Below are 15,813 nucleotides of genomic sequence, written 5' to 3' on the forward strand. Positions count from 1 at the left end.
ATTGGAACGGACAGTCCTAAAGCTACTCTAGATGTTGTAGGAGCAAACACTTCGACATCAGTTGATGGAATTATAATTCCAAGAGTAACAAGAGTGAAAGCGATAGATATGGTTGGTAATCCAGCAAGCACTCTTGTAGAAAATTCTACATTAATCTATGTAAATGATGTAACAGGGTATACTAATACAGATACAAGTGTTGCGAGTGAAGTAGATTTGACAGGTTTTTACTTCTATAAAAAATCTGCTTCTAAATGGAAAAAATTACCTGATTACGATCAGATTATTACTATGGTTGAAGACAATTCGTATTGGTTAGCACAAGCGTCTACGAGCTCTCCAAAAGGTGAAAGTGAATCTAAAAATGAAAATGAATCAAATAGAGAAGCAAAAGCAGGGGCAACTAATATTGTCGAAGTTGATATTTATCAAAAAGGTAAAGTAGGGATTGGATATAGTGACGCCTATGGAATTGATTTTGGTAAATATAATACACAAAAGCAATTAGAGGTAGGAGGTGATTTTAGAACTTCACATTACGTTGAAGATAAAGTTAATACAGCTAATAGTAGTTATTTCGGATTTGAAACCAATAGTATTGCTTTGCCACAAGAATATGCAGTTCGGGGAAATGTTATGTACAGTGCTGCGACTAAAGATCTTGAAACGTATAGTGACTTTGAAAAAAAATATGATGGTAATATTTTAATACAAGCTAAAGATGAAGTATACTCACTTTCAAGAACAGGAGCTCTTTTGGATGCTAATGGAGCAAGTTTTACCGAAGTTCAACAAAATTCAAAATCATTTATACAATTTTTAGGAAACTCAAAAGGTATTCAGAATCAAATTCGAGAACAAAGGTCTATTTTATTTACTAAAAATATTTATCAGATAGGAATTGACGCACAATTTCCTGCCCATGAATCTGATGTTACATTTGGTTTAGATTTTGTTAAAGGAAATTTTTTTTTAGGGAATTCTGCTAATCGTTATTATTTTCCAAATACAAAAGGTACAATAGGACAAACTCTAAGATTGGCTGATAGTAATGGGAATTTAGAATGGGCAGCTTCTACATCTTCAAATGCAGCACCTCAGTTTTTCTATATGCCATCTATTTTATTGCCTACAACTTCATCAGGTACGGCAGGTACATATGTAACAGAAGCTAATGGTGTTTTTACAGTTGATTTATATGCTGTTTATAAACAACAATTTGACAATCCTATAAAGAGTTCTAACGGTGCTTCGACTGGTTTAGCAGGTTTTGTATTGGCGAGAGATAAATATGAATATCATATTACTTATGCAGATGGTAATGTATTTCCTCATGCAGATATCATTTTCTCTACAACAGCCGGAGAGGAAGGGAAATTGACATATAAAGTGAATCCAAATGCAATAGTGCAAAATGGATCGTTTATGAATATTGTATTAAAGGTAAAGTAATTAACAACAGTTAATCAAAATTTTAATCTTTAAACAAATACAATATGAAATTTAATATAAAAAAATATCTCTTTAGCCTTTTAGGTTTATTTATTTTACAACAAATCGACGCTCAGGTTATATTTAAAGAAGATTTTGGGCAAAGTTCTGTTCGTATAGAATCTCAATATGTTCCAAAAGGAGGAGCAGATAGTAATTTAGGAAAATTTGATCATGGTTCGTCATTTTATGAATTTGCAAAAATTATTAAAACAGATCCTTGGGATAATAGTAAAAATCAATGGTCAAATTTAATATCAGATGGTTATTATGCAGTAATTGATCCAAGAAAAATTTATAATGATTTGCCTAGTGGAAAGCCATCTTGGGCAACTTGGTGGGTGAGTAAACAAGATCATACAGGTAATGCTAACGGTGCGGCTTTAGTTGTAAATGCAGGTCAAGTGCTTAATCAGTTTTATAGAAGAGCCGTATCTTTACAAAAAGGTAAAACTTATAAGATATCTGCATGGATAATGAGTAGTGGTACTCAAAGTTATCCAAAGTTAACTTTTGAAGCTCAAAATATTGTAACAGAAGCTTCTTTGGGTAAATCTGATATATTAACTATAAATGCTGGTAGTGTTTGGCGTCAACTTTCTTGGAATTTTAAAATACCTAATAGCGATGATTGTGGAAATATTGCTATTGCTTTGCGTAACCAAAGTAATGTAACAGGTGGAAATGACTTTTATCTGGATGATATAGTGCTGGAAGAAGTAGTTGATGCTAGTGCAACTACGATTAGTTGTGGGGATTTAGCAAATTTTGATAATTTGATAAAACCAACCGATGATATTTATAAATGGGGAACAACTGGAAATATAGCTTCTTCTAATGATAAAGTATCTGTGAATAGTGTTATGGTAACGCCTGTTTTTTCGGGTACAGGTAAAAATGCTACGGTTTCACAAATAGGAAATTGGCCTACTGGTATTACATTAGATCCCTTAACAGGTGAGGTGAAAGTGGCAGCAGGAACTACAATGCCTACACAACCGTTAGAGTATCAAATTTGTAATTTAATTGGAGTTTGTAGTAAGGCGAACATAACATTTGTACCTTTAGAAGAGAATTTATCAATAACAGGAACTGTAACAAATCAATGTGATTATAATGGAAATGCTAATACGTATACATTAACAATCAAAAATAATCTTTCCGTACCATTTGTAGCTTCTGCTTCAGAAAGATTAGAAATAAAATTTAACATAAATGATGCTTCTGGGGATAATCTCAAACGTCCTGCATTATTACTTTTAGAAACATCTAAAATTCACGAAACTATTTGGAATTATACCGTTTCTAATGGTAATCATAGTTTTGTTTTAATTAATGGAACTACAATACCCGCAAATGGAAGTATACAACTTACATTCGATAAAGATTGGAATACAATTTCATCAATAGAGGAATTCAGAAAATCATTAGATATAGAAATGAAAGTATCTAAATCTTCTGGAGATAATATAGATAAAGATTTATCAGATAATAAATTTTTTATTTCAGTTTTCAAACCCTCTGCATCAGGAGATGTACCAAACTTAACAACGAAAGTTAGTCAATATCAAAAAATAACTGTTGGTGAAGCTGCTGGTTTAGGCGAGAATACAGATGGTTATACCTTTTATACAATGATTAATGGTGTAGAAACAGAGATACCATCTAATTATTTAATTCCAACAAATGATAAAGGAACATCGTTTAGTTTTACATATAAAAGTGAATGTAAAACTTTTAGAGCTTCTGTTACAGTATCAGTAGGATTTAATAATCCAGGAACTATATCAACAGCTTCTGGAAGCTTAGTAAATTCCCTTGATGCATGTTTTGGAAATTCTGTTATTATATATAATAATTCTGATGCAGTGAGCGAACCTGCTGGGAAAACTTTTACATATTCTTGGGAAGTAAGCAAAGATAATGGAGTAACATGGTTGCCTATTTCCTCATCAGATGATAATTATGAAAATAGTCAAACGAAAGAGTTGACAATTTTAAACTTGCAAGAAAACTTACAGTTTCGAAGAGTAGCAAAATTAGTCGACGAAAATATTTCATCAGTTAGTAATGTAATTACTGTCAATGCTTTAAAAAATGAAATAACAATTGCGAACAAAAATTTTAGCATTCAAAAAGGTAATTCTATTAAAATTCCTTCAATATCGACTTCTTTTCCAAGTAATATTACGATTAAAGATCACCAAGGAATTTTAAGAAATGTTGGAGATGATATTGTCTTTTCTACCGAGGGTGTTTATACAATTACCGTAGAAGCTTCTCGTACTGATGCTGCAAGTTGTGTAGTAAAAGAAGTTATTGTTGTTGACGTTTATGATTTATCTGTTTGTAATAAGGTAACAGATAAAGTAATGGTAAAAACAGAAAGTTGGTCAACAGTACCTGTAATTATAATTCCTGGTTGGGTTGATAATCGACCTAATGCAATAGATACAGATTTATCAACATATTCTACAATCACAATTCCAATTGGTGCATTAGGATTAGGAACTACGTGGCAAAATGTTCGTTTTGATCATACAGTTACAAAAGGAACTCCTTTAATTGTAAAAATTGGACAAGAATATAGTGCTTTACAAGTAGGAGGAGGTGTTACGATACAAGCATTAGATAAAAATGGTAAGACAATTGGACCTTTATTAGCCGCTGGAGATGGTGCTTTATTAGATTTATTGGTTGGAGATAATGTATTTGAATATAAATTTATTCCAAAAGATAATAATGGTAATTTAATTGATTATTCTGGAGTAAGAGTTATTGTGGGGAGTACATTAGGGATTGCAAATAATGCTAAATTTTTTGGTGCTTATTATGAAAAAGATACTACGATAGATTTAAATAATCCAACTTGTTCTACAGGAAAAATAGCAGCGGGAGCAAGTAAGCCAAGTGGATATCCTCATACTAATGTTACTTTAAATCCTATGGTAGACGATGTTCTTTGGGGAGTAGAAGATATAGGATTAGGTGTGGCAAGTTCGCTTGCATCTATTGTTTATCCTTATTTAGCTGCTGATAATGATTTGGATACGTATGCCATTTTTAATAAATCTGTAGCTGCATTAAATAGACAAAAACTTACAGTAAAATTTAATCAAGTAGCACGACCTGGTGATCAAGTTCGGATATTGATGGGAGGTTTTGAAGTTCCAGTTTTAGATTTGAGCTTATTAACAGATATAAAAGTTCAACGATATTTAGGTGATGTTAAAGTTGGAGCACAAATAGATGGAAGTCAATTTAAAATTCTCGATCTTAATTTACTTGCTTTATTAGGTTCAGTAGGAAATAGAAAAGCACTTATCGTTGATGCGATTAGTCAGCCTTTTGATCGTGTAGAAATATCATACCTAAGTACTGTTCAAGTAGGTTTACTTGGAGATTATACCTATATATATGATGTAGCCTTAAAACCAAATATTGCATTTGATGGGCAATTACCAAACAATCCAGATGGAACGGTAAATACAACACAGCTTTGTGCATTAGATTTTTTAAGAGTTGAAAAACCAGATCTATGTTCAGATTATGAAATAGCATTTGCTTATGCTAATAAAGACGCGCAAGGAAATGTCATTAGTTTTACTGATATAACAAACTCAGGTTTAACAAAAGTTAGTGAAACGAACACAGAAGCGAAGTATCAATTCAATTCTATTCACGGTTTACATACAGACAATCTTTACTTAAAAGTTAGAGTCCATAGACAAGGTTGTCCTTTTGGAGATTATCAATATATAAAAGTTAACATAGTAAATTGTCAACAAGCAATCGTTAACCCAGTTCTAAAATTGGGAGCTACAAAATAAACGATTCACAAGTATTTTATAAAGACTATCCATTATTGGGTAGTCTTTATTATTATATATAGCTTTCGCTTTTAGCCGAATTTTTCCCGAGTAGTTACCTATAAAGTATCCCTTTTGCTTTTCTTTCCAAAAAGAAAAGCAAAACGTCTAATCATTTCTTGCGGTGAAAACGCACTTTTGCGTAATAAACCAACCTTATTTTCCTTGTCATTTCGAGCTTGTCGAGAAAACTGGTAGTTATTTTAGACTATAATAAAGATGTTTTTTCTTATTTAACGAAATTCCAAAATGCCTTTTTGTTGAGTTTTTGATTTGCTTGTGCTGAGTATATCGAGGCATTGATTCTTTTTGTATCAAGAAAAAATGAATATATGTTCTTTTATATTATCCAATTTTCTACTGAACCTCTACAATCTTTCCCTCGTATTTCAAAAATTGTCAATCAAAAATATCCATTCTCACTACTCAAAACTCACCACTCATCACTTTTATCAAAAAATATTTCGCGTCATAACAGTCAGTTAGGGTTAAAATGTAAATTAATTGTAAAATGCGTTTGGAAAAACGAGAAAAGGGTGCGTATATTTGCAATCCCAATACGAAAGACGAGTAGTATTGTAGTTGACATAGTAAGACTAAAACGATCAAAAAATCATTAAAAATAAATTTTGTTAGTTTTAAAAATAAGTTTTACTTTTGCAACCGCAAATAACGAGAGTAATTGCGATGAGAAGTAAATTGACTTATTAAAATAAAAACTTTAAATTTTTTAAAATAAAATTTGGTAGTTAAGAAATAAGTTTTACCTTTGCAACCGCTTACTGCGACAGCGATGTTTAAGTAAGTTTGAAACTGAGAAGTTCATTTGAAATTATAATATATACAGAAGAAATAATAGCCGAATAATAACGAAGTCAATCCTTGAATAATGGAGCTATAGGAAATTCGAAGTTGTAAAAACAGAAGTCTTTTAGACTAAAAAAAATAATTTACAATGGAGAGTTTGATCCTGGCTCAGGATGAACGCTAGCGGGAGGCTTAACACATGCAAGCCGAGGGGTATAGTTCTTTCGGGAACTAGAGACCGGCGCACGGGTGCGTAACGCGTATGCAACTTGCCCTACTGAAAAGGATAGCCCTTCGAAAGGAGGATTAATACTTTATAATAGAGATTATGGCATCATAATTTTTTGAAAGATTTATCGCAGTAGGATAGGCATGCGTAAGATTAGTTAGTTGGTGAGGTAACGGCTCACCAAGACGATGATCTTTAGGGGGCCTGAGAGGGTGAACCCCCACACTGGTACTGAGACACGGACCAGACTCCTACGGGAGGCAGCAGTGAGGAATATTGGACAATGGGTGGAAGCCTGATCCAGCCATCCCGCGTGTAGGATGACGGCCTTATGGGTTGTAAACTACTTTTATCTGGGGATAAACCTACTCACGTGTGAGTAGCTGAAGGTACCAGAAGAATAAGCACCGGCTAACTCCGTGCCAGCAGCCGCGGTAATACGGAGGGTGCAAGCGTTATCCGGATTTATTGGGTTTAAAGGGTCCGTAGGCGGATTAATCAGTCAGTGGTGAAATCCTATCGCTTAACGATAGAACTGCCATTGATACTGTTAGTCTTGAGTAATGTTGAAGTTGCTGGAATGTGTAGTGTAGCGGTGAAATGCTTAGATATTACGCAGAACACCAATTGCGAAGGCAGGTGACTAAACATTAACTGACGCTGATGGACGAAAGCGTGGGGAGCGAACAGGATTAGATACCCTGGTAGTCCACGCCGTAAACGATGGATACTTGCTGTTGGGTTTTCGGATTCAGTGGCTAAGCGAAAGTTATAAGTATCCCACCTGGGGAGTACGTTCGCAAGAATGAAACTCAAAGGAATTGACGGGGGCCCGCACAAGCGGTGGAGCATGTGGTTTAATTCGATGATACGCGAGGAACCTTACCAAGGCTTAAATGCATAATGACGTTATTGGAAACAGTAATTTCTTCGGACAGAATGCAAGGTGCTGCATGGCTGTCGTCAGCTCGTGCCGTGAGGTGTTAGGTTAAGTCCTGCAACGAGCGCAACCCCTATCATTAGTTGCCAGCGTTTAAAGACGGGGACTCTAATGAGACTGCCGGTGCAAACCGCGAGGAAGGTGGGGACGACGTCAAGTCATCACGGCCCTTACGTCTTGGGCTACACACGTGCTACAATGGTAAGTACAGAGGGCAGCTACTTGGCAACAAGATGCGAATCTCTAAAACTTATCTCAGTTCGGATTGGAGTCTGCAACTCGACTCTATGAAGCTGGAATCGCTAGTAATCGCATATCAGCCATGATGCGGTGAATACGTTCCCGGGCCTTGTACACACCGCCCGTCAAGCCATGGAAGCTGGGGGTACCTGAAGTCGGTGACCGTAATAGGAGCTGCCTAGGGTAAAACTGGTAACTAGGGCTAAGTCGTAACAAGGTAGCCGTACCGGAAGGTGCGGCTGGAACATCTCATATTTAGAGAACGACGAATTTTCTTCTATTAGTTAGAAGATTGATTTTGATTCGGCTTTTTATTCTGTACTGTATATATAAATATAGACCACTCTTTAAGAGTATTAAAGAGTCTCATAGCTCAGCTGGTTAGAGCGCTACACTGATAATGTAGAGGTCGGCAGTTCGAGTCTGCCTGAGACTACTAAATAACATAAAGAGGGGGATTAGCTCAGCTGGCTAGAGCGCTTGCCTTGCACGCAAGAGGTCATCGGTTCGACTCCGATATTCTCCACGATTTTAATTTGAGAATTATTTAATTAGCTAATTAGCAGATTATCATATTTCCGAATTAACAGAAGAGTTCATTGACATTATTAGAAACAGATTATAAATTTATTTATAATCGCATACAATCAAAAACAAACAGATTTAGAAATAGATCAAAGTTTTATAAAGGTATACAATTAATCAAAAAACGAGTAAGATTAACATAACCGCTCAATAATATGACGGTTAAATCGAGAAAAAAGTTACAAAGGGCGTACGGCGGATGCCTAGGCTTTGAGAGGCGATGAAGGACGTGATAAGCTGCGATAAGCTTCGGGGAGTGGCACATACACATTATATCCGAAGATTTCCGAATGGGACAACCCGGCATGTTGAAGACATGTCACTCTAATTTATTAGAGAGCGAACGTTGGGAACTGAAACATCTAAGTACCAATAGGAAAAGAAATCAATTGAGATTCCGTAAGTAGTGGCGAGCGAACGCGGATTAGCCCTAAAGACTTTATAAGGATAACAGAATAACCTGGAAAGGTTAACCGTAGAGGGTGATAGTCCCGTAGGTGAAATTTTTATCTAGTTGATAACGAGTAAGGCGGAACACGAGAAATTCTGTCCGAATATGGGAGGACCATCTTCCAAGGCTAAATACTCCTCAAAGACCGATAGTGAACTAGTACTGTGAAGGAAAGGTGAAAAGTATCTCGAATAGAGAGTTGAAATAGAACCTGAAACCGTACGCCTACAAGCGGTCGGAGCACGTAAGTGTGACGGCGTGCCTTTTGCATAATGAGCCTACGAGTTAATGTTGCTGGCAAGGTTAAGGACTTCAGGTCCGGAGCCGTAGCGAAAGCGAGTCTGAATAGGGCGCTTAAGTCAGTAGTATTAGACGCGAAACCTTGTGATCTACCCATGGGCAGGTTGAAGCTTTGGTAACACAAAGTGGAGGACCGAACCGGTTGACGTTGAAAAGTCTTCGGATGACCTGTGGGTAGGGGTGAAAGGCCAATCAAACTAGGAAATAGCTCGTACTCCCCGAAATGCATTTAGGTGCAGCGTTTAGTTAAGTATATTAGAGGTAGAGCTACTGATTGGATGCGGGGGCTTCACCGCCTACCAATTCCTGACAAACTCCGAATGCTAATATATGTTTCTAGGCAGTGAGGGCATGGGTGCTAAGGTCCATGTCCGAGAGGGAAAGAACCCAGACCATCAGCTAAGGTCCCCAAATATATGCTAAGTTGAGAAAACGCGGTTGGATTGCATTGACAGCTAGGATGTTAGCTTGGAAGCAGCTATTCATTTAACGAGTGCGTAACAGCTCACTAGTCGAGCGATCCGGCATGGATAATAATCGGGCATAAGCATATTACCGAAGCTATGGATTTGTACTTATGTACATCTGGTAGGGGAGCATTCTAACGGCGCAGAAGTCACCTGGTAATGGGTGGTGGAGCTTTTAGAAAAGAAAATGTAGGCATGAGTAACGATAAAATAAGTGAGAAACTTATTCGCCGTAAGACTAAGGTTTCCTCAGCTATGCTAATCAGCTGAGGGTTAGTCGGGACCTAACACGAACCCTTTGGGGGTAGTGGATGGCAAACGGGTTAATATTCCCGTACCTGCACTCAATAAAAGTGACGAATGATTGTAGGAGGTGCGTACTGACGGAATAGTACGTTGAACCTACGTAAAGTAGGGATAGTACACGAAGGTTTCGGCTGGAGTGATAATCCTCTGAACATTGTTCCAAGAAATAGCGAGATGTGCAGCCCGTACCGTAAACCGACACAGGTGGTCGAGGAGAGTATCCTAAGGCGCTCGAGCGATTCATGGTTAAGGAATTAGGCAAAATAGACCTGTAACTTCGGGAGAAAGGTCGCTGACAGCAATGTCAGCCTCAGTAAAAAGGCCCAGGCGACTGTTTATCAAAAACACAGGACTCTGCAAAATAGAAATATGACGTATAGGGTCTGACACCTGCCCGGTGCTGGAAGGTTAAGGAAGGAGCTTAGAGGTAACTCGAAGGTTTTGACTGAAGCCCCAGTAAACGGCGGCCGTAACTATAACGGTCCTAAGGTAGCGAAATTCCTTGTCGGGTAAGTTCCGACCTGCACGAATGGTGTAACGATCTGGGCACTGTCTCAACCATGATCTCGGTGAAATTGTAGTATCGGTGAAGATGCCGGTTAATCGCAACGGGACGAAAAGACCCTGTGAACCTTTACTATAGCTTTGTATTGACTTCGGGTAAATAATGTGTAGGATAGGTGGGAGACTATGAAGCAGTATCGCTAGGTATTGTGGAGTCATTGTTGAAATACCACCCTTTATTTACTTGGAGCCTAACTTCCATTTGGAAGGACAGTGCATGGTGGGTAGTTTGACTGGGGTGGTCGCCTCCAAAAGAGTAACGGAGGCTTTCAAAGGTACCCTCAGCACGCTTGGTAACCGTGCGTAGAGTGTAATGGCATAAGGGTGCTTGACTGTGAGACCTACAAGTCGATCAGGTGCGAAAGCAGGACATAGTGATCCGGTGGTTCCGTATGGAAGGGCCATCGCTCAAAGGATAAAAGGTACTCCGGGGATAACAGGCTAGTCTCCCCCAAGAGCTCACATCGACGGGGAGGTTCGGCACCTCGATGTCGGCTCGTCACATCCTGGGGCTGGAGAAGGTCCCAAGGGTTGGGCTGTTCGCCCATTAAAGTGGCACGCGAGCTGGGTTCAGAACGTCGTGAGACAGTTCGGTCTCTATCTGTTGTGATCGTTAGAAGTTTGAGCGGAGTTGACTCTAGTACGAGAGGACCGTGTTGAACAAACCTCTGGTGTATCAGTTGTGCCGCCAGGTGCACCGCTGAGTAGCTACGTTTGGAAGAGATAAGCACTGAAAGCATATAAGTGCGAAACTCGCCGCAAGATTAGACTTCTTTAAAGGGTCGTTGTAGACTACAACGTTGATAGGCTATAGATGTAAAGGCAGTGATGTCATAGTCGAGTAGTACTAATTACCCATAGACTTTTTCGAAAGTACGAATCAGAGATAGTTGGTAGCAATACCAATAAAAATTAAATTAAAGATTAAATACTAACAAATGATTTAATCGTCATAGAGAAGGTTAGTTAATCTTATTTGGATTAAAACATGTAATACCAAAGATTGTGTGAAGGCTTTACGCCTAAAGCTTTAAGCTTAATGCCTAGAGCTTCTGATAATGTCAACATATAATAGGAACTAATACCTATTTAAAAATATTAGGGTGACTATAGCTGCAGGGCTCACCTCTTCCCATTCCGAACAGAGAAGTTAAGCCTGCCTGCGCCGATGGTACTGTTACTTACGGGAGAGTAGGTCGTCGCCAGTTTTTATAAAGATCCTCAAGATTTATTTCTTGAGGATCTTTTTTTGTTTACACTTTTTTAGGATGTAAAATGTACAGTTTAAAAAGTAATAAGAGCAATTACTTCTCAAGATTTTAATTTTGCTTAAATCTTAAATCTTAAATCTCAAGCCGCGTTAGGGATAGAAGTGGAAATCCTTTTGTTTGTTGATAATAATTATCTTAACCAAACAAAAGATTGTAAGGGATAGCCCGACCGAGCTAAACGAAATTCGAATGCTTATTAGCGAGAGAACGCCCAAAATTAATTTAACTATAATTATAAAATATTATTTATTATTTAGATATACGCTTTAATTATTCTATAATTACAAAGGATAAAAGATTTCTTCTTTTTAATTACTTTCTTCAGTTGATTAATTTGTCAATCAGTCTAAAAAATGCTAACTTGAAGAAATAATATATTTGGATAAGTTTTAGTTATTTATCAGGAGATTATCCATTTCTTATATACGCATAACATTGCGTATTCTATTCTGTTTTTACACATTTTATGTAGGTTATATATCTATATTCAGGTCGTTTCAGACAAAAAAAATCAATTACTATCATAAGGATAGGCGAGTAGTTCATACAAGTTTAATTAAAAACAATTCATGGGTTTAAAAGTAGGCATTATCGGTGCTGGACCAAGCGGTTTAGCAATGTTAAGAGCATTTGAGTCAGAAGAAAAAAAGGGTAACAAAATTCCAGAAATTAAATGTTTTGAGAAGCAAGACAACTGGGGAGGAATGTGGAACTATACTTGGCGTACAGGTGTAGGTAAATACGGAGAACCATTGCATGGTAGTATGTATAAATATTTGTGGTCAAATGGACCAAAGGAATGTTTAGAATTTGCAGATTATACATTTTCTGAACACTTTGGGCAAACAATATCTTCTTATCCACCAAGAGAAGTATTATTTGATTATATAGAAGGCAGAATTAAACAAAGTAATGCACGAAAGTACATTCAGTTTAATACAGTTGCTAGGTGGGTAGATTATATTGAAGAAAAGAAACAGTTTCGAGTTGTTTTTGATGATTTAAAAAAGAACGAAACATTCATAGAATACTTCGATTATTTGGTTGTTGGAACAGGACATTTTTCTACACCAAATATGCCTTATTTTGAAGGTATAGAGAATTATACTGGAAATATAATGCATGCCCATGATTTTCGAGGTGCAGATCCATTTATGGATCAAGAGATATTATTGATAGGTAGTAGTTATTCTGCAGAAGATATTGCTGTACAGTGTTACAAACACGGAACAAAATCTGTTACAATTTCTTATCGAACAAATCCTATTGATTGTAAATGGCCAGAGGGAATTAATGAGTTACCTATGGTTACTCATTTTGAGGATAAAACAGCATTCTTTAAAGATGGTACATCCAAAGAATTTGATGCTGTAATTATGTGTACAGGTTATCAGCATAAGTTTCCATTCTTACCTGATGACTTGCGTTTGAAAACCAAAAATTGTTTATATCCAGAAGGGATGTATAAAGGTGTAATATCTGATGTAAATGCTCAATTATTATTTCTGGGTATGCAGGATCAATATTACACATTTAATATGTTTGACGCGCAAGCATGGTTTGCACGAGATTATATTTTGGGACGAATTAATTTACCATCAAAAGAAGATATTCAGAATGATATTAAAAAATGGATTGATTATGAAAGCAAATCTATAACTGCGGACGATCACGTAGATTTTCAGACTGATTATTTGAAAGATTTAATTCATTTAACCGATTATCCAATGTTTGACTTGGATAAGGTAGCAAATATGTTCAAATCTTGGTTGAAAGATAAAGAAGAAAATATCTTAACATATCGTGATAAAACGTATACATCTGTAATGGATCAAACAAAGGCAGAAAAACATCATACACCATGGATGAAAGAGCTGGATGATAGCTTAGAACGTTATTTGGAAGAAGATCTAATTGAAGAAAAACAAGTAGAAAAAACAAATCATTAATATTCGCAAAAAGACTAACAAATTTGTTAGTCTTTTTTTTATCTTCGATTGTATATTCATAAACATTATTTAATCAAGAAAAGTGTTTATTTTTGATCGTACCAAACACAATATGATTTAATACAATAGAAATGGAAATTCAATATTTTTTCGAATTATTTGGAACACTTTTTTTCGGAATTTCAGGTGCTTTAGCAGCCGACGAAAAATCGGGGAATGATTGGTTTGGTGTCACTTTTATTGCGTTCTTAACTTCTATTGGAGGTGGTACTATTCGTGATATTCTTCTCTCTGTAGAAATTATGTGGATTAAAGATGTTAATCTTATATATGCCGTTACTCTTGGCGTTATTCTTGCCGCAATTTTTTATAAACCTTTACTCAAACTTCGTAAAACATTTATGCTTTTCGATACCTTAGGTATTGCATTGTTTACAATAGTTGGTTTAGAAAAAGCTCTTAATCTTGGTATTCATCCTGTAATTGCTCCAGTAATGGGAATGTTTACAGCCGTTTTTGGTTCTGTTATTCGGGATATGATGTTGAACGAAGTTCCAATCATTTTCAAAAAAGAAATTTATGCTTTTGCATGTTTATGTGGAGCAATTATTTATTTGATTTTGTGGGAATTGGATATCAGTCGTAACATTAATTTCTTTGTTTCTGGAGGTGTAATTGTTGCAATTCGTTTAGCTGCAATTAAATACAATTTATCATTACCGAAGTTTAAAAGTCATTAGTTTACAGATTCGAAATCCTTTAACTATCTTTGCGAATTAAATTCTATACATGGAAATTCAATATATTTTTGAATTATTCGGAACGGTTGTGTTTGCTATTTCTGGCGCTTTAGCTGGAGATGAAAGACAAAAGCATGATTGGTTCGGAATAGCTTGTTTCGCTTTTATTACAGCCGTTGGTGGTGGTACTTTACGCGATTTATTTCTCAATAGTTATCCGCTAGTTTGGATAAATGATATGAATGTAATTTACGCAGTTTTTGCTGGAATTTTGTTAGCAGGATTATTTTTTAAATATTTTTCAAGATTAAGAATAACATTAATGCTTTTTGATACATTAGGTATTGCATTGTTTACCATAGTTGGTTTAGAAAAAGCACACTCTTTGGGCGCAAACAATTTTATTTCTGTGATGATGGGAATGATGACAGCCGTGATGGGCGGAATGTTACGCGATGTTTTAATGAACAGAACGCCAACAGTTTTTGTAAAAGAAATTTACGCAATGGCATGTATTGCAGGTGGAATAATGTATTTGGTTTTTGATAGTTTCGGATTAGATCGAAATATAAATTTTATTATCTCAGGAGCTATTATTGCTGCAATTCGTATTGTAACTGTGAAATATAAATTGTCTTTACCTAAATTTTATTAATCATGCAAAAAACACCATTTAATCAAGAAAATTGGACAGGAAGAATTGATTCTGAAGACGGAGAATTAGGTTTAAGAATTCATCAAGTCATCACTGATTATGATAAATTTGAATCATCATCTGTTCAACCAAAAGTTATCCTAGGATTTTGTTCAGAAGAAGGAGTAGAAAGAAATAAAGGACGAATTGGCGCTAAAAATTCGCCAGATTTGATTCGAAAAGCTTTAGCAAATTTACCTTTACACTTTTCTAAAACAGATTTTATTTTTGATGCTGGAAATATTATCTGCGATGACAAAGATTTAGAAACTGCTCGAAAAGAACAAATTAATCAAGTTGATAAAATTATTCAACAAAATCATTTTCCGATTGTAATTGGTGGTGGACACGAAACAGCTTTGGGAGATTTTTTGGCTCTAGCAAAATCACATAAAAATATTGGAATCATCAATCTTGATGCGCATTTTGATTTGAGAACGCCAAATCCGCAATCTACCTCTGGAACGCCTTTTTATGAAATGGCAAAGTTCTGCAAAGAAAACGAAATAGGGTTTAATTACATTCCAATTGGTATTCAAGAATTGGGAAATACAAAAGCATTATTCAATCGTGCAGAAAATTTAGGTGTTAATTTTATCATGGCAGATGAAGTACATTTTAATTTAAATAAAGTGTTAGAAGATCTTAAACTTGTTATTAAGCAATTTGATGCGCTTTATGTGTCATTAGATATGGATGTTTTTGATGCAGCTTATGCGCCAGGTGTAAGTGCAACGACAATTAATGGTTTGACACCTTTTCAGGTAAAGTATATTTTGAAAGTTTTAATGAATTCGAACAAAGTCAAAATTTTTGATTTAGTCGAGTATAATTCGCTTTTTGATGTTGATAACTCCACAGCGAAACTCTCTGCACAAATGATTTACGAAGTTTTAAGACATTAATTATG

The 15,813-nt window shown here is 35.9% G+C and carries 6 protein-coding genes, 2 tRNA genes and 3 rRNA genes; all 11 read left to right on the forward strand.

What is annotated here, in order from left to right; translation table 11 throughout:
- Positions 1-93 precede the first annotated feature (93 nt).
- The 11 genes from AC2I98_RS12925 to hutG all read left to right on the forward strand — a co-directional run bounded on the left by AC2I98_RS12925 (position 94) and on the right by hutG (position 15,808).
- Positions 94-1,452, forward strand: coding sequence for a hypothetical protein (locus AC2I98_RS12925; RefSeq protein WP_486412076.1), 1,359 nt, complete (start codon positions 94-96; stop codon positions 1,450-1,452).
- Positions 1,453-1,496: 44 nt separating this feature from the next.
- On the forward strand, positions 1,497-5,321 hold the full coding sequence (locus tag AC2I98_RS12930; RefSeq protein WP_486412077.1) for a carbohydrate binding domain-containing protein: 3,825 nt from the start codon (positions 1,497-1,499) through the stop codon (positions 5,319-5,321).
- A 991-nt stretch (positions 5,322-6,312) separates the two neighbouring features.
- Positions 6,313-7,831, forward strand: a 16S ribosomal RNA gene (locus tag AC2I98_RS12935).
- 107 nt (positions 7,832-7,938) lie between these two features.
- Positions 7,939-8,012, forward strand: a tRNA-Ile gene (locus tag AC2I98_RS12940).
- 16 nt (positions 8,013-8,028) lie between these two features.
- Positions 8,029-8,102, forward strand: a tRNA-Ala gene (locus AC2I98_RS12945).
- Positions 8,103-8,333: 231 nt separating this feature from the next.
- Positions 8,334-11,120 (forward strand): 23S ribosomal RNA (locus AC2I98_RS12950).
- A gap of 228 nt (positions 11,121-11,348) precedes the next feature.
- A 5S ribosomal RNA gene (gene rrf, locus AC2I98_RS12955) occupies positions 11,349-11,457 on the forward strand.
- The 16S, 23S and 5S rRNA genes sit together here with 2 tRNA genes alongside, the layout of an rRNA operon.
- A gap of 632 nt (positions 11,458-12,089) precedes the next feature.
- Positions 12,090-13,469: an NAD(P)-binding domain-containing protein gene (locus tag AC2I98_RS12960; protein ID WP_486412078.1), complete on the forward strand. Its 1,380-nt coding sequence runs from the start codon at positions 12,090-12,092 to the stop codon at positions 13,467-13,469.
- 131 nt (positions 13,470-13,600) lie between these two features.
- Positions 13,601-14,209 carry a trimeric intracellular cation channel family protein gene (locus AC2I98_RS12965; RefSeq protein ID WP_486412079.1) on the forward strand — a complete coding sequence of 203 codons (609 nt, stop codon included), beginning with the start codon at positions 13,601-13,603 and terminating at the stop codon, positions 14,207-14,209.
- Positions 14,210-14,258: 49 nt separating this feature from the next.
- Positions 14,259-14,864, forward strand: a complete 606-nt coding sequence (locus tag AC2I98_RS12970; RefSeq protein ID WP_486412080.1) for a trimeric intracellular cation channel family protein — start codon at positions 14,259-14,261, stop codon at positions 14,862-14,864.
- Positions 14,865-14,866: 2 nt separating this feature from the next.
- A complete protein-coding gene (hutG, locus tag AC2I98_RS12975; protein WP_486412081.1) occupies positions 14,867-15,808 on the forward strand; it encodes a formimidoylglutamase in 942 nt (313 codons plus the stop codon).
- Positions 15,809-15,813 lie beyond the last annotated feature (5 nt).

The sequence above is a fragment of the Empedobacter sp. EJD.6dd genome, assembly GCF_057369435.1.

Bases quoted from the DNA above. Each gene is read 5' to 3' on its own strand.
- AC2I98_RS12965 (WP_486412079.1), top strand. From the start codon at position 13,601: ATGGAAATTCAATATTTTTTCGAATTATTTGGAACACTTTTTTTCGGA.
- AC2I98_RS12970 (WP_486412080.1), top strand. From the start codon at position 14,259: ATGGAAATTCAATATATTTTTGAATTATTCGGAACGGTTGTGTTTGCT.
- hutG (WP_486412081.1), top strand. From the start codon at position 14,867: ATGCAAAAAACACCATTTAATCAAGAAAATTGGACAGGAAGAATTGAT.
- AC2I98_RS12930 (WP_486412077.1), top strand. From the start codon at position 1,497: ATGAAATTTAATATAAAAAAATATCTCTTTAGCCTTTTAGGTTTATTT.
- AC2I98_RS12960 (WP_486412078.1), top strand. From the start codon at position 12,090: ATGGGTTTAAAAGTAGGCATTATCGGTGCTGGACCAAGCGGTTTAGCA.